Source organism: Nocardia lasii, from assembly GCF_042658545.1.
GTDB lineage: Bacteria > Actinomycetota > Actinomycetes > Mycobacteriales > Mycobacteriaceae > Nocardia > Nocardia lasii.
In genome coordinates, this window is record NZ_JBHSQN010000015.1 from 493747 (window position 1) to 512874 (window position 19128).

19 protein-coding genes and 1 pseudogene are annotated in these 19128 nt (G+C 70.3%); 12 read left to right on the forward strand and 8 right to left on the reverse strand.

Annotated features, from left to right (window positions below; translation table 11 throughout):
- Window positions 1-91: 91 nt before the first annotated feature.
- The 3 genes from ACFP3H_RS24450 to ACFP3H_RS24460 all read right to left on the reverse strand — a co-directional run bounded on the left by ACFP3H_RS24450 (window position 92) and on the right by ACFP3H_RS24460 (window position 3436).
- Window positions 92-748, reverse strand: coding sequence for a nucleoside/nucleotide kinase family protein (locus ACFP3H_RS24450; protein WP_378609453.1), 657 nt, complete (start codon window positions 746-748; stop codon window positions 92-94).
- A gap of 436 nt (window positions 749-1184) precedes the next feature.
- The gene (locus tag ACFP3H_RS24455) at window positions 1185-2813 is read right to left on the reverse strand and encodes an acyl-CoA dehydrogenase family protein (protein ID WP_378609454.1); all 1629 of its coding nucleotides are present in this window, start codon (window positions 2811-2813) and stop codon (window positions 1185-1187) included.
- A 17-nt stretch (window positions 2814-2830) separates the two neighbouring features.
- A complete protein-coding gene (locus ACFP3H_RS24460; RefSeq protein ID WP_378609455.1) occupies window positions 2831-3436 on the reverse strand; it encodes a TetR/AcrR family transcriptional regulator in 606 nt (201 codons plus the stop codon).
- A 44-nt stretch (window positions 3437-3480) separates the two neighbouring features.
- Between ACFP3H_RS24460 and ACFP3H_RS24465 the strand changes: the two genes are divergently transcribed.
- Window positions 3481-4800, forward strand: coding sequence for a hypothetical protein (locus ACFP3H_RS24465; protein WP_378609456.1), 1320 nt, complete (start codon window positions 3481-3483; stop codon window positions 4798-4800).
- A 7-nt stretch (window positions 4801-4807) separates the two neighbouring features.
- On the opposite strand, the gene ACFP3H_RS24470 is transcribed toward ACFP3H_RS24465, so the two are convergent.
- Both ACFP3H_RS24470 and ACFP3H_RS24475 read right to left on the reverse strand, forming a co-directional pair.
- Window positions 4808-5491 (reverse strand): TetR/AcrR family transcriptional regulator, encoded by a 684-nt coding sequence (locus ACFP3H_RS24470; RefSeq protein WP_378609457.1) that lies wholly within the window; start codon window positions 5489-5491, stop codon window positions 4808-4810.
- Between the two features lie 54 nt (window positions 5492-5545).
- Window positions 5546-6844, reverse strand: a complete 1299-nt coding sequence (locus ACFP3H_RS24475; RefSeq protein ID WP_378609458.1) for an alpha/beta hydrolase — start codon at window positions 6842-6844, stop codon at window positions 5546-5548.
- A gap of 133 nt (window positions 6845-6977) precedes the next feature.
- Between ACFP3H_RS24475 and ACFP3H_RS24480 the strand changes: the two genes are divergently transcribed.
- Complete coding sequence (locus ACFP3H_RS24480) at window positions 6978-9080, forward strand: bifunctional lysylphosphatidylglycerol flippase/synthetase MprF (RefSeq protein ID WP_378609459.1); 2103 nt, start codon at window positions 6978-6980, stop codon at window positions 9078-9080.
- A 108-nt stretch (window positions 9081-9188) separates the two neighbouring features.
- Here the strand turns inward: ACFP3H_RS24480 and ACFP3H_RS24485 are convergent, their stop codons facing one another.
- Window positions 9189-9881 (reverse strand): pyridoxamine 5'-phosphate oxidase family protein, encoded by a 693-nt coding sequence (locus ACFP3H_RS24485; RefSeq protein WP_378609460.1) that lies wholly within the window; start codon window positions 9879-9881, stop codon window positions 9189-9191.
- 80 nt (window positions 9882-9961) lie between these two features.
- Between ACFP3H_RS24485 and ACFP3H_RS24490 the strand changes: the two are divergent.
- The 4 genes and pseudogenes from ACFP3H_RS24490 to ACFP3H_RS24505 all read left to right on the forward strand — a co-directional run.
- Window positions 9962-10138: pseudogene (locus ACFP3H_RS24490) on the forward strand (GntR family transcriptional regulator); the annotation flags it as partial.
- A 263-nt stretch (window positions 10139-10401) separates the two neighbouring features.
- Entirely contained in the window at window positions 10402-11325 is a 924-nt protein-coding gene (locus tag ACFP3H_RS24495; protein ID WP_378609592.1) for an aminotransferase-like domain-containing protein, read from the forward strand.
- 124 nt (window positions 11326-11449) lie between these two features.
- On the forward strand, window positions 11450-11695 hold the full coding sequence (locus ACFP3H_RS24500) for a DUF2630 family protein (protein ID WP_378609461.1): 246 nt from the start codon (window positions 11450-11452) through the stop codon (window positions 11693-11695).
- A complete protein-coding gene (locus ACFP3H_RS24505; RefSeq protein ID WP_378609462.1) occupies window positions 11692-13137 on the forward strand; it encodes a dihydrolipoyl dehydrogenase family protein in 1446 nt (481 codons plus the stop codon). The genes ACFP3H_RS24500 and ACFP3H_RS24505 overlap by 4 nt, the downstream gene beginning before the upstream one ends.
- Here ACFP3H_RS24505 and ACFP3H_RS24510 read toward each other — a convergent pair.
- Together ACFP3H_RS24510 and cobF are read right to left on the reverse strand one after the other, a co-directional pair.
- Window positions 13130-13999, reverse strand: a complete 870-nt coding sequence (locus tag ACFP3H_RS24510) for an Fpg/Nei family DNA glycosylase (protein ID WP_378609463.1) — start codon at window positions 13997-13999, stop codon at window positions 13130-13132. The two genes, ACFP3H_RS24505 and ACFP3H_RS24510, sit on opposite strands and share 8 nt — an antisense overlap.
- Before the next feature lie 18 nt (window positions 14000-14017).
- A complete protein-coding gene (gene cobF / locus ACFP3H_RS24515; protein WP_378609464.1) occupies window positions 14018-14752 on the reverse strand; it encodes a precorrin-6A synthase (deacetylating) in 735 nt (244 codons plus the stop codon).
- A gap of 58 nt (window positions 14753-14810) precedes the next feature.
- Between cobF and ACFP3H_RS24520 the strand changes: the two genes are divergently transcribed.
- The 6 genes from ACFP3H_RS24520 to ACFP3H_RS24545 all read left to right on the forward strand — a co-directional run bounded on the left by ACFP3H_RS24520 (window position 14811) and on the right by ACFP3H_RS24545 (window position 19042).
- Window positions 14811-15614, forward strand: a complete 804-nt coding sequence (locus ACFP3H_RS24520; RefSeq protein ID WP_378609465.1) for a thymidylate synthase — start codon at window positions 14811-14813, stop codon at window positions 15612-15614.
- A gap of 5 nt (window positions 15615-15619) precedes the next feature.
- Entirely contained in the window at window positions 15620-16114 is a 495-nt protein-coding gene (locus ACFP3H_RS24525) for a dihydrofolate reductase (RefSeq protein WP_378609593.1), read from the forward strand.
- Between the two features lie 91 nt (window positions 16115-16205).
- Window positions 16206-16532: a cupin domain-containing protein gene (locus ACFP3H_RS24530; RefSeq protein ID WP_378609466.1), complete on the forward strand. Its 327-nt coding sequence runs from the start codon at window positions 16206-16208 to the stop codon at window positions 16530-16532.
- An 85-nt stretch (window positions 16533-16617) separates the two neighbouring features.
- The gene (locus tag ACFP3H_RS24535; RefSeq protein ID WP_378609467.1) at window positions 16618-17676 is read left to right on the forward strand and encodes a Dyp-type peroxidase; all 1059 of its coding nucleotides are present in this window, start codon (window positions 16618-16620) and stop codon (window positions 17674-17676) included.
- The gene (locus ACFP3H_RS24540; protein WP_378609468.1) at window positions 17673-18470 is read left to right on the forward strand and encodes a family 1 encapsulin nanocompartment shell protein; all 798 of its coding nucleotides are present in this window, start codon (window positions 17673-17675) and stop codon (window positions 18468-18470) included. The genes ACFP3H_RS24535 and ACFP3H_RS24540 overlap by 4 nt, the downstream gene beginning before the upstream one ends.
- Window positions 18471-18517: 47 nt before the next feature.
- A complete protein-coding gene (locus ACFP3H_RS24545; protein ID WP_378609469.1) occupies window positions 18518-19042 on the forward strand; it encodes a hypothetical protein in 525 nt (174 codons plus the stop codon).
- The last annotated feature ends 86 nt before the right edge of the window (window positions 19043-19128 follow it).

A 19128-nucleotide genomic window follows, 5' to 3' on the forward strand; every position in this document is an offset into this window, starting at 1 on the left:
CGGACTGGCGCCGTTGAGCGGACCCGTGCCCGGGTGACGACGCGGGCCAGGCTGTTACCAGGCTGCGGCCGTAATGCCGGGCTCGGGCTGTTCAGCGGACCCGGTACCCGCTGCCGTCCGCGCTCAGGATGTGGTCGGCGCGGTGTCTGCTGGTGGCGATGAGGTCGGCGTTGCGCAGGTCGCTGTCGGTCACCTTGAGGTGGGCCTCGTCCGGTGTGCGGCCGCCCGCGGTGTGGCGGTCGAGCAGGCGTTCGGTGAGGACCGGGCGGGGTGCGTCGAGGTACCAGCACTCGTCGAGCAGACCACGAACCGGCGCCCACCCGGGGGCTTCGGCGTCGGTGAGGAGCAGATAGTTGCCCTCCACGAGGACCACGCGCTCATCCCGGATGATCGTCCCCGCCGGGGTGGGTTCGTCGATCGCCCGATCGAACAGCGGCCACGGCACCGGAACCCCGAGGGGGGTGTCGCGCAGCAGCCGCAGGTCCGCCACGAAGCCCGCCGCGTCGAAGGTATCGGGTTCGCCCTTGCGCGCCACCGCGCCGCGAGCCCGCAACACCTCGTTGCGCAGGTGGTAGCCGTCCATCGGCGCGACGACGGCGACCACCCCGAGTTCGTCGCGAAGCCGCTGCGCCAGTGTCGATTTCCCGGCCCCGGGCGGCCCCGCGATGCCGAGCAGGAACCGCTCGCGCCCCACCGGAATCCGCCGGGCGAGTTCGCCCACCGACAGCACCCCACTCGCCGAAGTCACCGCCCCCACCCTAGCCGCCGCCCCCGGATCTCCCTATCGATCCGACGCTGCCACCCGCGCAGACAGTCGCTGAACGCGCGCACTCACCCCTCGGCCGATCGCCGGATGCGGCCCGACTACGCCCCGGCGTCGGTCGAGGACGCCCCGGCGTCGGTCGAGGACAGCAGCCCCCTCGCGAACAGCAGCCCCCTCGCGAACAGCAGCCCCCTCGCGAACAGCAGCCCCCTCGCGAACAGCCGCCCTCCTCGCGAACAGCAGCCCCCTCGCGAACAGCCGCCCTCCTCGCGAACAGCAGCCCTCCTCGCGAACAGCAGCCCCCTCGCGAACAGCCGCCCTCCTCGCGAACAGCAGCCCTCCTCGCGAACAGCAGCCCTCCTCGCGAACAGCGGCCCCCTAGCGAACGGCAGCCCCCTCGCCCGCCGCGCGACGAGGTTCCTCAGCGAACGTCGACGTATCCCCGCTCGATGATCGCCCCGGTGTCGACCCCGACGGGCAGGGTGCCGAAGGCGATTCCCCAGTCCCCGCCGAGCCGGGTCGCGCAGAACGCGTCCGCGACGGCGGAGTGACCGTGGCGCACCAACTGCGCGCCCTGCAACACCAGCGCCATCAGTTCGACCACCCGGCGGGCCCGGTATTCGATATCGGACAGGTCGGTGAGTTCCTTGCCGACCCGGTCGATCGCGTCGTCGAGGCGCGAGTCCGCCCCGCGTGCGAGCCCGACCTCGGCGAAGTACGCCTCCACCGTCTCCGGCTGACGCCCCATCGCCCGCAACGCGTCCAGCGCGGCCACGTTCCCCGACCCCTCCCAGATCGACATCAGCGGGGCCTCCCGATAGAGCCGAGGCATCCCCGACTCCTCCGCATACCCGTTGCCGCCCAAGGATTCCAACGCCTCGGCGGCGTGCGTGGGTGCGCGCTTGCACACCCAGTACTTGGTGATGGCGAGCGCGATCCGACGCAGCGCGGCCTCGGCGGGATCGCTACCCGCGCGATCGGTGGCACCGGCCAGCCGCATCATCACCGTGGTCGCCGCGTCCGATTCGACGACGAGGTCGGCGAGCACATTGCGCATGGCCGGCTGGTCGATCAGCTTGGCGCCGAACGCTTCTCGATGCCGCGCGTGGTGAATGGCGGTGACGGCGCCCAGCCGCATCCCGGTGGCCGAGCCGATCACGCAGTCGAGGCGGGTCATATTGACCATCTCGATGATCGTCTTCACCCCGGCTCCCTCGGCGCCGACGAGCCAGCCGGTGGCGTTCTCGTATTCGATCTCCGAGGACGCGTTGGACTTGTTGCCCAGCTTGTCCTTCAAGCGCTGGATGCGAATCGGGTTGCGGGTGCCGTCGGGCAGCACGCGCGGCAGCAGCAAGCACGACAGGCCGCCGGGGGCCTGGGCGAGGGTGAGGAACATGTCCGACATGGGCGCCGAGGTGAACCACTTGTGCCCGACGACGCGGTACGAGCCGTCGGGTTGCGGGGTGGCGGTGGTGGTGTTGGCGCGCACGTCGGAGCCGCCCTGCTTCTCCGTCATCGACATACCCGCGATGAGACCGGCTTTGCTCGACGGTTCGCGCAGGCCGAAATCGTAAGTGCGCGAACCCAACAGCGGTTCGTAGCGGGCGGCCAGTTCGGGGTTGTGGCGCAGGGCGGGCACCACCGCGTAGGTCATCGAGATCGGACACATGTGCCCGGCGTCGGCGGCGCCCCAGGTGAAGAACTTGGCGGCGCGGGCGGTGTGCGCGCCGGGCCGGTCATCAAGCCAAGGCGAACCGTGCAGGCCGTGTGCCACCGCGACATTCATGAGGTCGTGCCAGTGCGGATGGAATTCCACCTCGTCGACGCGATGGCCCCACCGGTCGTGGGTGTGCAGCACCGGCGGGTACTCGTTGGCGAGCCTGCCCCACTCCTGCGCCTCGAAACCGCCTGCCAGTACACCGAGTTCACGCACTTCGGCTTCGGCCCAGCCCGCGCCTTCCCGGTGCAGGCCCTCGAGCAGCGCGGGGTTGCGCGCGGCGTCGAAGGGGATCAGCGGGGGCGCCTGGTTGAACACTTCGTGGGTCGGCATGGCCGGAACTCCTTCGACTACAACGTTTTCGGGTGCGCGCCCAGTGCGCGCACGGCGAAAGCAACCAATTCGGGGATGACGGTCTCGGCGTGCGGCGCGGCGACCAGCGGCCCGACCAGGACCTCACCGATCGCGCCGACGAGGGCGGCGGCGGTGAGACTCGAATCCTGCGCGGGCAGTTGCCCTTCGGCGACGCCGTGCGCGACGGCGGTCTCGAACGAGGCCGCGAACGCGCGCCGGAACTCCAACCGTTGCGCGTCGACGGCGGCGTCCACGGGCTCGGCCAGCAGCACACAGGCCAGTTTCGGGTTCTTCATGGCACGCCCCGCGAAGGTCTCCACCGCCGCGGTGACGCGCGCGACCACGTCACCCTGGGCCACCGCCGCGCGCACCGCGTCGACCTCGCGCGCGACCACCGTCTCGAACACCGCCGCCACCAACTCGGCCTTGTTCTCGAACTGCTTGTAGACCGTTCCGGTGGCGATTCCCGCCTCCGCGGCCACCGCCGCCATCGACAGCCCCGCGAACCCGGACCGCGAGAGCACGCCGGTGGCACCCTGCACGATCCGCGCCCGTTGCGCGTCGAGCCGGGCCTGCACGGCCGGGGTCCTGCGGTACACCATGCCAAGAAGTGAACCACCGATTCACCTCTTCACACAAGGGCCCGATGGCCGTAGGGTCGAGAAATGGATCCCGTCGCCCCCGCCCGCCGCTGATGGAGCACCTCACCGTCGTCGACGAGATCTTCCTGCGCACCCACCGCGGCATGGGCACCCCCATCGCCCTCCAGGGCCTGTGGCGCACCACCGACGCGATGTCGCCCGCCCTGCTCCGCGGGATTCACGACCGTCTGCGCCACGGCCGACTCGGCCGCCGCGTGGTCGACCCCCGAGTCCCCGGCGCCCGCCGATCCTGGCACCCCAATACCCGCGCCCACCCCCTCGACCTGCTCCCGAGCACCACACCAGCATTCGAGTCCGCTCGATCCGACCGGCCGACCGCGTCCGCGAGCCAGGGGCCCCTCACCGAGGGCGAGATCCTGCCATGGGCCGACACTCTCGGCACCGACCTCGACCCAGCGCACGGCCCCGGCTGGCGCCTGTCCGCGGCACCCCTGCACGACGGCGGAACCGTTGTCGCCGTGACCTGTTCGCACGCACTGGCCGACGCCCGCGGCCTGATCCACGCCATCACCACCGCCCTCGCCCCGACACCCACCCCCGAGACCAGTTCGCGCACAGCGTCTTCGGAGTGGTCCGACGCCCGCTCCCAATGGGCCACCATCCTCACCGGCACCACCCGGGCCCTGCGCCGAGGCATCCCCCGCCCACCCGAAACCGCGACGCCGGACACCACCCCCGGCCGCACGGTCACCAGCACCCTGCTCACCTTCGACGCCGGCCACTGGGACACCACCGCCGCGGCCCACAACGGCACCCCGAACAGCCTGTTCATCCACCTGGTCGCGAACATCCTGTGGCAGAACGGTTTCGAGCACCCCACCATCACCGCGAGTCTGCCGGTCGACACCCGCGACGAGCCGCGCGTCGACAACGACCTCGCGATGACCGAGATCGACATCGTGCGCACCGACACCCCCGCGACCATCCGCGACAAGGCCAGAGCCGCCTACCAGCGCCGCATGTCGAGCCCGGCCGGCCTCCCCGAGGAAATCCTGCAGGTCCTGCCCGATCGCGCGGCGTACGCCTTGAGCAAGGGCGCGGGCGAACGCGACATCCTCTGCTCCAATATCGGCCCCCTGCCCGCCGCCGTGCGCACCGTCGGCCCTCACGACTGCACCCGGGTCGCCGCGCGCGCCATCCACCCCGACCTCACCACGTTCCCCCGCACCCGCCTCGAGGGCTACCTCTCCCAGCTCGACAACACCTACACCCTCGCGCTGGTCAGCCTGGACACCACCGAAACCCTCACCGTCGCGATCGAGAAAGCCTGCGCGGCACTCGGTTTGAACCTCCAACCCTGGTAGCAGCGGCTCAGGTCGCGGTCATCCCGATGAGCAACACCCGCAGCCCCCACACGTACTGATCCACCGACGTCCACGCCGCGATCTCGTCCAGGTGCGCGGCGGTGCGCGGCCACTGCGTGGGATCCAGTTCGTCGAGCGCCGCGCGACGGGCCTTGACCCGATCGGACTCCAGCGGCAGCGGCGGCCTGCCGTCGGTTTCGGCGATGTCGAGGGCGATCGACCCGAGCACGTACACGAACACCGCGTACACCCCGTGCGCGCGCACCTGCGTCGGCAGCCCGCCCCGGGACAGGCAGACGAACAGCGACTCGGTCATGTCCCGCGCCACCGGCCCGTCGCCGGAGGGACTGTCCATCGGCCCCGACATGATCAGCTCCGTCACGGCGGGATGTTCGAACAGCCGCCCCCGCATATTGAGCGCGAACTGGATCACCGCCGCGGTCCATTCGACGCCCTCGTCGTTGAGCGGCCCGAGCGTGACCGCCGAGAGCACGCGTTCGATCACCGCCCGCTCGAGGTCTTCGAGCCCGCCCACGGTGGCCGAGATCGCGTCCGCGCCGACCCCGAGCCGTTTGGCGACCGCGTCGATCGTCAGCGCTCGCTTCCCGCTGGTGTCGAGGATGGCCAGGGCCGCGTCGACCACTTGTTTGCGGGTGAGACCGCTCGTAGCTGGGGTTTTCGCCTCAGACATGCGAGGAACTGTACTCCGCGAACCCGGTTGCGAGCCCGCACCGCACCCGGGCGATCACGGTGTCAGTCCGAGTCGGGTGGCCAGCCACGGCAGCTGATCGCGCAGCCCCGCCGCCCACAGCGCGAAATTGTGACCGCCGGGCAGAATCTGCAATCGCACATCCATTCCGGCGTCCTCGGCGGCCTGGTACATGCGCTCGACCTGCGGCCGGTACAGCTGATCCTCGGCCCCGACCACGAACGCCCCGGCCGAATCGGGGTAGGTCCGCGCGCGCAGCAGGTCGAGGGGGTTGACCCGGATCAGCGCGGCGGTGTCCCCGTCGAACGCGGCGTCGACGGTGCGCTCGCGGTCGCCCAGGGTGGGCTCGTCCTGCCCCGAGATATCGAGGAAGCTCGGGTAGACCTCGGGGTAGTTGGTGGCCAGTTGCAGGGCGCAGGTGCCGCCGTAGGACAGTCCGCCGACCGCCCACGAGCGCGGGTCCGGGTCGATCTGCAAGGTCGCGCGCGTCCAGGCGGGCACGTCGACGGCGAGGTAGGTGGCGGCGTTGCCCAGCCGCGAATCCAGACACAGCGGATTGGCCAGTTGCGAGCCGGTCCCGTCGGCGACCACGACCACCGGCGCCAGTCCGCCGTGGGCCTGCGCGAAGTCGTCCATGGTCTCGGCCAACTGCCCGCCGACGAACCAGTCCTGCGGCGCGCCCGGCTCGCCCGCGAGCAACACCAGCACCGGCAGCAGCGGGCGCGGGTCGGCGAAATAGGCGGGCGGCAAATAGATCTGGGCCGGGCGGGCGGTGAAACCGGAGGCCGTCGGCGGCACCGTGGCGGTCAGCATCCGCCCGTGTTCGGGCAGGTCGGCGGGCGCCTGCCAGGCCGGTTCGAGCGGTCGCGCGCGCACCACCCGCTCGTGTCGGGACAGTTCGTCGACCTGGATCCGGTCGATCGGCTCCTCCCCGAACGCCGCGCCCACCGTCGGGAACTCCGCGTACACCAGGTTGACCCGTACCCCCACCGCGACCAGCACCACCGCGGCCGCCAGCACCGTCACCGCCGCGCTCAGCAGCCGCCGCCGCACCAGGATCCGCGGAATCACCAGCAGCACCGCCGCCACCCCGATCCCGATCAGCAGGTACACCGAGACCGCGATCGGATCGGGAAACGGCCGCCACAGCTCCTCGACGAACAGGTACAGCGCCACCGTGAGCACCGCCGCCGACAGCACCACGACCGGCATGATCGCGGTGACATACCGGCGCACCGGAGCCACCAGCAACCACACCGCACCCACCGCGCCGAGCACCGTCAGTGTCACCGGGAGCCACCCGGTGAGTAACGACAGATCACTGAATCGCACCACCGCTGACCTCCACAGATGCCATCTCGACCGCCCAGCGCGTCCGCACAGCCTCGGCGACCCGGCCGTCATGGCATACGGTACACAGACGACCTCACCGCGCCCGTGCGGCGCACTCGCGGCAAAGGGTGGTTCTATGGACGACAACGCCGACGCGCTCGACCCGACCCCCACACGCGGTGCCACCCGCACCAGGACCGCGCTGCGGCGGGTGCCGTTCACGCTCGGATTCCTCGCCGTGGTCTTTCTCCTCGGCCTGTTCACCGGCGGCCTGTGGAGTCGCCTCGACCGACGATCCTGGTATCCCGAGATCGCCTACGGGTGGCCGCCGCTGACCGAGGGCAAGTTCTGGACGCCGGTCACGGGATGGGTCTTCGGCCTCACCCCCGGTCAATATCTCTGCATGGCAATCCTTTTCGGCGCGTCGGTGGCCTGGGCGGAATGGCGGCTCGGGACCGCGCGCACTGTGCTGGTGTGCGCGTCCGGGCAGCTCGCGGGCATCCTGGTCGCCTCGGTGACGGTCGGGCTGCTCGCGCACACCCACCTGGCCTGGGCCGATCGACTCGCCGAGGTCCGTGACGTCGGCTTCACCACCGCCGCGATCTCCGCGCTGGCGGCGGTCTCGGCGACATTGCGCTCGCCGTGGCGGTTGCGGGTGCGGGCCGCGCTGATGGCGTACGTGGCGATCACCTTCCTGTTCGAATCGACCTTCGCCGACCTCATGCACCTGATCGCCCTCGCCGTGTGGCTGCCGCTGGGCGAGAAACTGTTCAGCCGCACCGAACACGGCTTCTGGCCGCGCACCCGCCGCGAGGTCCGCATGCTCGCCTTCACCGGCCTGCTGGTGATCGCGGCGGCGTCGGTGGCGGTGTACTTCTTCCCCGGCAACAGCCTGCTCGGACCGACCGGCGACGAACGCGGGTCGTTCTGGAGCACGCTGCTCACCGTGCTGGTGATCGCGGTGGTCGCCGATCAGTTGCGCAAGGGCAAGCGCTGGGCGTGGTGGGCCACCATCGCCTACGGCGTGCTGCACGTGACCCTCACGCTGATCCTGCTCGGCGTGGCCATCGGCACCGACTACGCCACCACCGGCGCGGTGACCGTCGGCACCGGGCTGCTGTGGGCCGGCGAGGTGGCCCTGCTCTACGGCGGACGCGGGGCGTTCCGAGTTCCGTTGCGCCGCAAGATCACCGAGGGCGCGCTCACCGGCACCGAACCCGGCGTGGCCGTGCGCGAGCTGCTGGCCCGCTACGGCGGCTCCACCATGTCGTGGATGACCACCTGGCCGGAGAACAAGTACTGGTTCCCCGCCGACGGCGAACGCTACGTCGCCTACCAGCGCCACGCCGGCACCGTCATCGCCCTGACCGACCCCGTCGGACCGCCCGACCTGCTGCCCGACACCATCGCCGCCTTCACCGATCGCTGCGAGGCCGACGGCCTGGTCCCGTGCCTGTTCTCGACCACCGCGGCGGTCGCCGACATCGCAGGCGAGTTGGGGTGGCGCAGTGCGCAGATCGCCGAGGACACCATCGTGGATCTGCCCGCGCTCGAGTTCAAAGGCAAAGCGTGGCAGGACATCCGGTCGGCGATCAACAAGGCGACCAAGGAGGGGATCGAGTTCCGGCTCGTCGAACTGGCCGACGAACCCTTCGCGGTGATCGCCCAGGTACGGGCCATCTCCGAGGAGTGGGTGGGCGAAAAGGGGCTGCCCGAAATGGGATTCACGCTCGGCGGGGTGGAGGAGGCCCTCGATCCGGCGGTGCGTGTGGGCCTGGCGATCGACACCAAGGGCATCGTGCACGGCGTCACCTCGTGGCTGCCGGTCTACGGCCCCGGCGACGAGATCCGCGGCTGGACCCTCGACGTGATGCGCCGCCGCCCCGACGGCTTCCGCCCCGTCATCGAATTCCTCATCGCCTCGTCGTGCCAGGCGTTCAAAGAGGAAGGCGCCGAGATCGTTTCGCTCTCGGGCGCCCCGCTGGCCCGCAGCACCGACACCGCCGACACCGAGCCGATCGACCGCCTGCTCGAAGGGCTCGGCGCCGCGATGGAACCGTATTACGGCTTCCGCTCCCTGCACGCGTTCAAGGCCAAGTTCCAGCCCCGCCACGAACCGGTCTTCCTGTGCTACCGCGACGAGGCCGACCTGCCCCGCATCGGCATCGCCCTGACCAAGGCGTACCTGCCGGAGGTCTCGGCCAAGGACCTGATCGCGCTGGGAGCCACCGGCCACTGACCCCGCGAGCGACTTCGGATGATCGGCACAGCGGTGACAGACCCAGCACTCCCGCGTCCCGACAACCGGGCAGCACGCACCGACCCCCGAACCCGCGTCCCGGGTTCGTCAGCTCACCGGCACCGCAGTCGGCGTCACCCTCGCCACCACATCGTCGGGCACCTCGATTCCCGCCTCCAGATCCGCCGACGGAATCGGCTCACCCCACACCTGGCGCAGCGGCAACACCCCCGCCCACACCCCACCGTTGTCGATGTCGCCACTGTCATCACGCGGCCCACCCGCGCGCACCTTCACCGACGCCTCGGTGAGGTCGACCGCGAGCACCATCGTGGCCGCCATCTCCTTGCGATCCGGCGGTCGCACGCGATCCCACGCACCCGGCGCCGAATGCTCCACGATCACCCGCAGCGCCTCGTCCCGCTCGGCCGCGTCGGTCACCAGGACCGCCCGCCCCCGGATCACCGCCGAGCGGTAGTTCATCGAGAAGTGCATCGCCGCTCGCGCGTACACCAGCCCGTCCACGTGGGTCACCGCGATCGAGATCTCGTGGTCGATCGCGGCCCGCATATTGCCGGCCCCGGTGGATCCGTGCAGGTAGAGGGTGTCGCCGACGCGCCCGTAGATGGTCGGCAGCACCACCGGCGACCCGCCGAGCAGGAGCCCGAGGTGACAGAGCAGGCCCGCGTCGAGCACCTCGTCCAGTGCCGCGCGATCGGTGGCGCCGCGTTCCTTCGACCGGGTCAGGGTGGTGCGCGGTGTCGGCGAGAGGGGGTGGCGAGTGGTGTCGTGCGTGCTCATAGGATGAGTCTCGCCGCCGAAGTGGCCTCGCGACAGGTCCACTTCACCCGAAGATCACCAGGCCAATTTCGAGGTGGACGATGCTCGACGACCTTCCGATCCCCCTCGACCGCGCCGCGCCCGAACCCCTCTCGGTCCAGGTGGCCGATGCCCTGCGCACCGCCGCGACCGACCGCGTCGTGCGAATCGGCGATCGACTCCCGTCCTCGCGCGCCCTGGCGCACCGCCTCGGCGTCAGCCGCACCGTGATCGCGACCGCCTACGACCAGCTCCACGCCGAAGGCTGGCTCACCGGCCGCCACGGCTCGGGCACCTACCTGAGCACCGCCCCCGCCACCGCGCCACCGACCGCCGCCCCCGATCCGCCCTGCTCGACCTGTGCCCCGGCGCGCCCTGTGCCGAGGCGATCGACCGGGCCGCCTGGCGCCGAGCCTGGCGCGCGGCGGGCGACCGGCCACCGGAGGTCCGCAAGAACCGCGCGGGCGAACCCGACTACCGCACCGCCGTCGCCGACCACCTGCTGCGCCACCGCGGCCTGGCCGCCGGACCCGGCTCGGTCGTGCTCGCCACCTCGGGCACCAGCTCGGCGGTGGGCGAACTGGCCACCGCGCTACTGCGTCCCGGCGACACCGTCGCGATCGAGGACCCCGGCTATCTGCGGGCCGTCGGTGCGCTCCGCGCGGCGGGCATGAACGTCGTCGGCGTCCCGGTCGACGCGGGCGGCCTGCGCGTCGACCGGATCCCACCGCACGTACGCGCGGTGTATTGCACTCCGGCACACCAGTTCCCGCTCGGCGCTCGAATGCCCGCGTCCCGCCGCGTCGACCTCATCGAATTCGCCCGCAAGAACGGCATTTTCATCATCGAGGACGACTACGACGGCGAATTGCGTTACGACACAGCACCACTGCCCCTCCTGATCTCGATGGCGCCCGATGTGGTCGTACACCTGGGCACCACCAGCAAGATCCTGGCCACCGATCTCGGCGTCGGCTGGCTCGTCGCCCGGCCCGAGATCACCGAGGCCGTGCTGGCCCACCGCGTCGACATCGGCAGCTCCCCGAGCCCGGCCGGCCAGCACGTGGTCAGCGAGTTCGCCCGCCACGGCGACCTCGCGCGCCACCTGCGCCGCCTGCGCCGGGTGGTCCCCCCGCGCCGCGCCCTGCTCGTCGACGAACTCACCCGCCGCGGCCTGCCCGTGACCGGCGACGACGCGGGCTCGCACGTCGTCGTCGAACTCCCCGACGCGGCCGCCGAACGCCACGCCGTCGACACCGCCCGCGCTCGCGGCGTCCACCTCGACGGCCTGGCCCGCCACCACCTGTCCACCCCCCACCGCTTCGGCGTCGCCCTCGGCTACACCGCCCTGCCCGACCCCGACCTCGCCCGCGCCGTCCCCGTCGCCGCCGATTGCCTCACCGAAGCCTTCTTCGACCCCCACTGACCAGCACCTTCCGCCGTTTCACGACGCGGCGCGCACCCGCAGACCCTGCCCCAGCGAGGCCGCACGGTCGTAGCATGGACCCCGGACCCAGCGTTACCCCTGCGACTATCGAAGTGGTGAGCACATGACCGATCAGGACATTCTGGCGCGGATCTCGCAGCTGGTCGACGACGAGCACGCCCTGCGGGCCAAGGCCACCGCGGGTGAGATCGACCCGGTCACCGAACGCAAACAGCTGGCCGAACTCGAGGTGATGCTCGATCAGGCCTGGGATCTGTTGCGCCAGCGCCGCGCTCGCCAGGGCTCCGGTGAGTCCCCCGAGGAAACCGAACTGCGCTCTCCCCGCGAGGTCGAGGGTTATCTGCAGTGACCGACGCCGAGTACGACGTCATCGTCATCGGCGCGGGCCCCGCGGGTGAGAACGCCGCCGCCTACGCCATCGCGGGCAGCGATCGCACCGTCGCCCTGGTCGAACGGGAACTGTTCGGTGGCGAGTGCAGCTACTGGGCGTGCACGCCCAGTAAGGCCCTGCTGCGCCCCGGCGCCGTGCTCGACCTCGGCGAGTCCATGTCCGGGGTGACCGCGAGCGGCCTGCGGGTCGACGATGTGCTGGCCCGCCGCGACGCCTTCGTGCACCACCGCGACGACAGTTCCCAGGTCGAGTGGGCGAAATCGGAGAACATCGTGCCCATCCGGGGCGCGGGTCGACTGATCGGCGAGCGCCTGGTCGAGGTCGTGACCGATGCGGGCACCGAGGTGCTGCGCGCCCGGCACGCCGTGGTCCTGGCCACCGGCACCACCGCCGCCGTCCCCGGCATTCCGGGCGTGCGCGAGGCCCTGCCGTGGACCTCCCGTGACGCCACCAGTCTCACCGTCGTCCCGCGCCGGGTGGCCATCATCGGCGGCGGGGTGGTGGCCTGCGAGGCGGCCACCTGGCTGGCCGAACTCGGCGCCGAGGAGGTCACCCTGCTGGTGCGCGGGGACCGGCTGCTGCCGCGCTCGGAGCGGTTCGCCTCGGACCTGGTCCTGGCGGGCCTGCGGGACAAGGGCAACGTGACGGTGCGGTTCGGAGTCGAACCGAAACGGGTCACCCGCCGCGATCCGCGCGACACCGGCTACGGCAATATCCACGGCGGCCCGGTCACCATCGAACTCGACGACGGCGCTCTCGAGGTCGACGAACTCCTCGTCGCCACCGGCCGCGCCCCCGCCACCGCCGACCTCGGCCTCGACGCCGTCGGCCTGCCCGCGGGCTACGTCGAGGTCGACGACCAACTCACCGCGCGCGGCGTGGACGGCGACTGGCTCTACGCCGTCGGCGACGTGAATCACCGTGTGGCACTGACCCATATGGGCAAGTACCAGGCCCGGGTCTGTGGCGATGTGATCGCCGCCCGCGCCGAGGGCAAGCCCCTCGACGGCACGCGCTACACCGCGAGCGCCGACCACCAGCAGATCCCGCAGGTGGTTTACACCGCGCCCGAACTCGCCTCGGTCGGCCTCACCGAGGACGAGGCCCGCGCCGCCGGACACGCGGTCGACACCGTCGAACTCGACATCTCCGTCGCCGGGTCGGCCCTCTCGCGCGACGATTTCCACGGCCACGCCAAACTCGTCGTCGACACCGCCGCCGACCGCCTGCTCGGCGCCACCTTCGTCGGCCCCGACATGGGCGAACAGCTGCACGCGGCCACCATCGCCGTGGTCGGTCGGGTGCCCCTCGACACCCTGTGGAACGCGGTGCCCGCCTATCCGACGGTCAGCGAGTTCTGGTTGCGCCTGCTGGAGGCCTGGCGGGGGAAATCTATTTGAGCAGCCGCGACATCCGCCGATCGGCGAGCGCCTTGCCGCCGGTCTGGCAGGTGGCGCAGTACTGGAACGACCGCTCCGCGTAGGAGACCTCGCGCACGGTGTCCCCACATACCGGACACGCCTGCCCGGTGCGGGCGTGTACCCGCATGCCCGACCGCTTCTCGCCCTTCAGCCGGGCCGCGTCCTGGCCCACCGACCGCTCGACCGCGTCCGAGAGCACCGTGCGCATCGCGTCGTAGAGCCGCGACACCTTCTCCCCCGCCATGGTTTTGGTGTTGGCGAACGGGGAGATCCGCGCGGTGTGCAGGATCTCGTCGGAGTAGGCGTTGCCGATCCCGGCGAGCAGGGTCTGATCCACCAGCGCCGTCTTGATCCGCTGCGAGGTGCCACGCAGCAGCGCGGTGAACTCGTCCTCACTCACCGCCAACGCGTCCGGACCCAACCGCGCGATCCCCGGCACCGTCATCGGGTCCTCGACCACGTACACCGCGAGTCGCTTCTTGGTCCCCGCCTCGGTCAGGTCGATCGCGGGCGTGGCCCCCTCGGGGGTGAAGAAATGCACCCGCAGCGCCAGCGGACTATTCCCACCGGGCTTGGGCGGCAACGGATTCGGCTCGTCCACCCACCGCAACCAGCCACCGCGCGACAGGTGGGTGATCAACCACAACCCACCGCAGTCCATCCCGAGGAACTTCCCCCACCGCCCCGCCCCGGTGACATCGCGCCCCGACAGCGCCGTGACCGGCGGATCGAAGGTCTTCACCGCGCTCAACGCCCCCACGTCCACGCGGCCCACCACGGCGCCGACCGCATGATCCCGCAGGAACTGCGCCAACGCCTCTATCTCCGGCAGCTCGGGCACGCCTGCCAGTCTATCCAGCTAGCGCAGCAAATAGACGTCCATGATCCAGCCCTTTTCGGCCCGCAACGACGCCCGACGAGCCACGATCCGCGCCTCGACCTCGCGCAGCCTGCCCGCGATCAGGGTCTCGTCGGGCATTCCGAGATAGGCGCCCCACCAGATGTGGAGGTCATCGCCGGGCACCTGCGTGAACGAGCACTCGCCGTCGAGCATCACCACCGTCGACCCGTCGCGCAGGCCCTCCTCGCGCAGCTTGCGCCCGGTCGTGACGTGGACGGGCTCGCCGATCCGGTGCAGCACCTGACGATGCCGGGCGGCCAGCGCGGCGATGCTGGTGACGCCAGGAATCACCTCGTAGTCGAAACTCGTCCGCCCCCGCGCCAGCACGTTCTCGACCATCCGCAGGGTGCTGTCGTAGAGCGCCGGATCGCCCCACACCAGGATCGCGCCGACCCCGTCGACCTGGTCGAACGCGGCCTCTAACAGCTCCGAGCGCCGCTCGTGCCAGTCCACGACCACCCCGGTGTAGTCGGCGGGCGTGCGCTCGCGCGGCGGATCGGCGATCTCGATGATCCGGTGCGGGGTGTCGACGTACTCGGCCAGGATCGTCGTGCGCACCTGCACCAGTTCGCGCTTCTCGTCCCCCTTGCCGATCAGGAAGAAAGCCTCGGCCTGTCGCATGGCCTTGACGGCCTGCATCGTCACCTGGTCGGGGTCGCCGGCACCGATGCCGATCACGAAGAGCTTGCGCATACGCGAAGAGCTTGCCAGGTGCCCGCGCGCCCGAGCGACCCCCGTAGAATCGCCAGACGTGGCCACCCCTGATACGCAGTACGAGGATCTACTCCGGCTCGTTCTGGAGCAAGGCACGCCCAAGACCGATCGCACCGGCACCGGGACCCGCAGCATCTTCGGGCATCAGCTGCGGTTCGACCTGGCCGAATCGTTCCCGCTGATCACCACCAAGCGGGTCCACATGAAATCCATCGCCTACGAACTGCTGTGGTTCCTGCGCGGCGACTCCAATGTCTCCTGGCTGCGCGAACACGGCGTGACCATCTGGGACGAATGGGCCGACGCCAAGGGCGAACTCGGCCCGGTCTACGGGGTGCAGTGGCGCTCGTGGCCCACCCCCGACGGCACCCACATCGACCAGATCGCCCAGGTCCTGCACACCCTGCGCACCGAACCGGACTCGCGCCGGATGATCGTGTCGGCCTGGAACGTGGCCGACCTGGACAAGATGGCGCTGGCCCCGTGCCACGCGTTCTTCCAGTTCTACGTCGCCGACGGCAAACTGTCGTGCCAGCTGTACCAGCGCAGCGCCGACCTGTTCCTCGGCGTGCCGTTCAACATCGCCAGCTACGCCCTGCTCACCCTGATGGTCGCCCAGCAGACCGAGCTCGAGCCCGGCGAGTTCATCTGGACCGGCGGTGACGTGCACATCTACGACAACCACGTCGACCAGGCCCGCCAGCAGCTCGGCCGCGAGCCCTTCCCGTTCCCGACGCTGCGCCTGCGCCCGGCCACCAGCCTGTTCGACTACACCTACGACGACATCGAGCTGTCGGACTACGAACACCATCCCGGGATCAAGGCACCGGTGGCGGTGTGAGTTCGGTGCTCGGCCTGATCTGGGCGCAGGCCGCCAACGGTGTGATCGGCGTCGACAACACGATCCCGTGGCGCCTGCCCGAGGACATGGCCAATTTCCGCGAGACCACCATGGGTCACCCGGTGATCATGGGCCGCAAGACCTGGGATTCGCTGCCGCCGAACTTCCGGCCGCTGTCGGGTCGGCGCAATATCGTGGTCACCCGGCAGGCCGACTGGTCCGCCGAGGGCGCCGAGCGCGCGGGCTCGGTGCCCGAGGCACTCGCCCTCGTCGGCCCGCACGACGCCTGGGTCGCCGGCGGCGGCGAGATCTACCGCGCCGCCCTGCCGCTGGCCGACGCCCTGCTGGTCACCGAGATCGACACCACCGTGGCAGGCGATGCCTTCGCCCCGACCATCGGACCCGAGTGGGCAGCCGCCGACACCCCGTGGCTGACCTCGAAAACCGGTCTGCGCTACCGCATCCGCCGCTACACCCGCACCGCGACGACACCCGGCTGACCGTCAGCGCAAAACGCCCGAACGCGTGGGCGCGGTCGGGCATACTCCTTCGCAAGACCAGCCCGCTGCAAGCCCGCGAAAGGCGCGATCCATGGACAAGAAATCGCTGACCGCGGTGGCCCGCCAACAGTTGAAGCTGGCGGCCACCTCGACGAGCGGCCGAAGTTCGCAAACCCTGATCGGCGGCCACACCCACGTGCTGCGCCAGACCGTCGTCGCGCTCGCCGCGGGCCAGAGCCTGGCCGAACACGACAATGCCGGTGACGCCACCATCCAGGTCCTCACGGGCACGCTGGTGCTGATCGCGGGCACCGACGAGTGGAAGGGCTCGGCCGGGGATCTGCTCGTCGTCCCGCGCGCTCGCCACAGCGTCAAGGCCGTCGACGACGTCACCTTCCTGCTCACCGTCGCGAAGTGAATTCCCCAGGTCGTTCGCCCGAAATGCGCTGACACACCAGCACGCTGATTCGAACCTGTCGGTATGGGGCCGTACTGTGGTCGGCATGGGTGAGCCACAGTCGGTCCTCGTTCCACTCACGCCTGCCGCCGTCTTTCTCGTCGCGACCGTCGACGAAGGTGGCGAGGCAGCCGTTCGCACGCTGTTGGGCGAGGTCAACGATCTACGCAAGGCCGTCGGATTCCGCACGCCCGGTCAGGGCCTGAGCTGCGTCACCTCGATCGGTTCCGCGGTCTGGGGGCGCCTGTTCACCGGCGCCAAACCCGCTGAGCTGCACGAGTTTCCGGGCTACTCCGGCCCCAAGCACTCCTGCCCCGCCACCCCGGGCGATCTGCTCTTCCACATCCGCGCCGAGAACACCGGCACCTGCTACGAGCTCGCGATGGCCATCGCCACCCGCCTGCGCGGTGCCGCCACCGTGGTCGACGAGACCTCCGGTTTCCGCTACTTCGAACAGCGCGACCTGCTCGGTTTCGTCGACGGCACCGCCAACCCGGAGGGCGCCGCGGCCGAGGCCAGCGTGTTCGTCGGCGACGAGGATCCCGACTTCGCCCTCGGTAGCTACGTGATCGTGCAGAAGTACATCCACCCCCTCGACAAGTGGAACGCGCTGCCCGTCGAGGAGCAGGAGCGTGTCATCGGCCGCACCAAGCTCAGCGACTACGAGCTGCCCGACGACGTCAAGCCCGCCAGCTCGCACATCAAGATGAACACCATCGTCGACGCCGAGGGCGTCGAGCACGACATCATCCGCGCCAACATGCCCTTCGGCACCATCGGCGACGGCCAGCTGGGCACCTACTACATCGCCTACTCCGCCACCCCGTCCGTGCCGGAGAAGATGCTCGAACGCATGTTCCTCGGCACCGACGAGGCCGCCTACGACCGCATCCTCGACTTCTCGACCGCCCTCACCGGCACCCTGTTCTTCACCCCCTCGGCCGACTTCTTCGACAACCTGCCCGATGCACCGGCCGCTATCGCCAACGAGGACGCGGACGTCCCCGTCCCCGACTTCGAACCCGTCATCGAAGCCAACGCGGCGGCGGCATCGGGTTCCGACGGTTCCCTGTCAATCGGCACGCTGAAAAGGAGCGCTCCATGAACAACCTGCATCGCGAACTCGCGCCGATCACCGACGAGGCCTGGGCACAGATCGAGGAGGAAGCCAAGCGCACCTTCAAGCGCAATATCGCCGGTCGGCGCGTCATCGATGTCTCGGGTCCGCACGGTGTGACCTACTCGGCGCTCACTCGCGGCAGGCTCACCACCATCGACTCGCCCAGCAAGGGCGTGCAGGCCCGCAAGCGCATCGTCTTGCCGCTGATCGAGCTGCGCGTGCCGTTCACCCTCAAACGCGAGGAGCTCGACGATATCGAGCGCGGCGCCGAGGACGCCGACTTCGACAATCTCAAGGCCGCCGCCCAGCAGATCGCCTTCGCCGAGGACCGCGCGATCTTCGAGAGCTACCCGGCCGCGGGCATCGTCGGCATCCGCGAGGCCGCGTCCAACGCGCCGGTCGCGATCCCGAGCAATGTCGTCGACATCCCCGACGCCATCTCGCACGCGCTCACCGAGCTGCGCCTGGCCGGTGTGCAGGGCCCGTACTCGGTGGTGCTCAGCGCCGACCTCTACACCCAGGTCAGCGAGACCTCCGATCACGGCTACCCGATCCGCACCCACATCGAGCGGCTGATCGAGGGCGAGATCATCTGGGCGCCCGCCATCAGCGGCGGTTTCGCGCTCACCACCCGCGGCGGCGACTTCGAGCTGGCACTGGGCCAGGACCTGTCGATCGGCTACCTCGATCACGACGCCGAGACCGTGCAGCTGTACTTCCAGGAGAGCTTCACCTTCCTGGTCGAGACCACCGAAGCGATCGTCTCGCTGGGCTCCTGAGCCGCCCGCGACTAGGGTTGGCTTCGATTCGGGAGAGGGAGGGTCGCATGACGGTCGTGCGCGCCGGTGTCGTACCCACTGGTCGGAGCCTGTTCTACTGCGTGATCGGAGCGCTGGTCACCACGGGCATCGTCGGGTTGTTCCTGGCGATGTTCGGGGTGAACCGGGTGATCACCGGGTTGGCGGTCGGGCTCGTCGCCGGGGTGGCGGTGGGCACGGTCCTGTTCCTGCGCGATGTGGTCGAACTGCACGAGCACGCGATCTTCGCGCGCACCCCGTTCCGCTCCGCGACCGTGCCGTGGGACCAGGTGGTCGCGGGCCGGTTCACCCTCGACGAGCACGCCCGCTGGGCCCTCGCGCTGGACCTCAGCGGCGAAACCGACGAGCTGGTCCTGCTGTCGATCCCGCCGGTGGTGCAGCCCGTCGCCGGGGCCTACGACATGCGTAAACGCGAACAGGTGAACGAGATCCGGGAACTGTTGCGCGCCAAGCGAGTTCCGATCACGGTGCTGCCGGAGATCGCCGACGCGCTGAGTCGGCACTGGAAGATCGCCCCGCCGACCGCCCGCTGATCTCTTTCCGACCACCGTGACGCGGTCGTCGCCGTACCTACCGGAGTGCTCGAAAACCGTACGCCACGCTCCAATCAGCGGGTGCG

Coding starts and splice junctions, on each gene's coding strand:
- ACFP3H_RS24455 (WP_378609454.1), bottom strand. CDS start 2,813: ATGCCGACCCACGAAGTGTTCAACCAGGCGCCCCCGCTGATCCCCTTC.
- ACFP3H_RS24460 (WP_378609455.1), bottom strand. CDS start 3,436: ATGGTGTACCGCAGGACCCCGGCCGTGCAGGCCCGGCTCGACGCGCAA.
- ACFP3H_RS24465 (WP_378609456.1), top strand. CDS start 3,481: ATGGCCGTAGGGTCGAGAAATGGATCCCGTCGCCCCCGCCCGCCGCTG.
- ACFP3H_RS24470 (WP_378609457.1), bottom strand. CDS start 5,491: ATGTCTGAGGCGAAAACCCCAGCTACGAGCGGTCTCACCCGCAAACAA.
- ACFP3H_RS24480 (WP_378609459.1), top strand. CDS start 6,978: ATGGACGACAACGCCGACGCGCTCGACCCGACCCCCACACGCGGTGCC.
- ACFP3H_RS24485 (WP_378609460.1), bottom strand. CDS start 9,881: ATGAGCACGCACGACACCACTCGCCACCCCCTCTCGCCGACACCGCGC.
- ACFP3H_RS24500 (WP_378609461.1), top strand. CDS start 11,450: ATGACCGATCAGGACATTCTGGCGCGGATCTCGCAGCTGGTCGACGAC.
- cobF (WP_378609464.1), bottom strand. CDS start 14,752: ATGCGCAAGCTCTTCGTGATCGGCATCGGTGCCGGCGACCCCGACCAG.
- ACFP3H_RS24530 (WP_378609466.1), top strand. CDS start 16,206: ATGGACAAGAAATCGCTGACCGCGGTGGCCCGCCAACAGTTGAAGCTG.
- ACFP3H_RS24535 (WP_378609467.1), top strand. CDS start 16,618: ATGGGTGAGCCACAGTCGGTCCTCGTTCCACTCACGCCTGCCGCCGTC.
- ACFP3H_RS24540 (WP_378609468.1), top strand. CDS start 17,673: ATGAACAACCTGCATCGCGAACTCGCGCCGATCACCGACGAGGCCTGG.
- ACFP3H_RS24545 (WP_378609469.1), top strand. CDS start 18,518: ATGACGGTCGTGCGCGCCGGTGTCGTACCCACTGGTCGGAGCCTGTTC.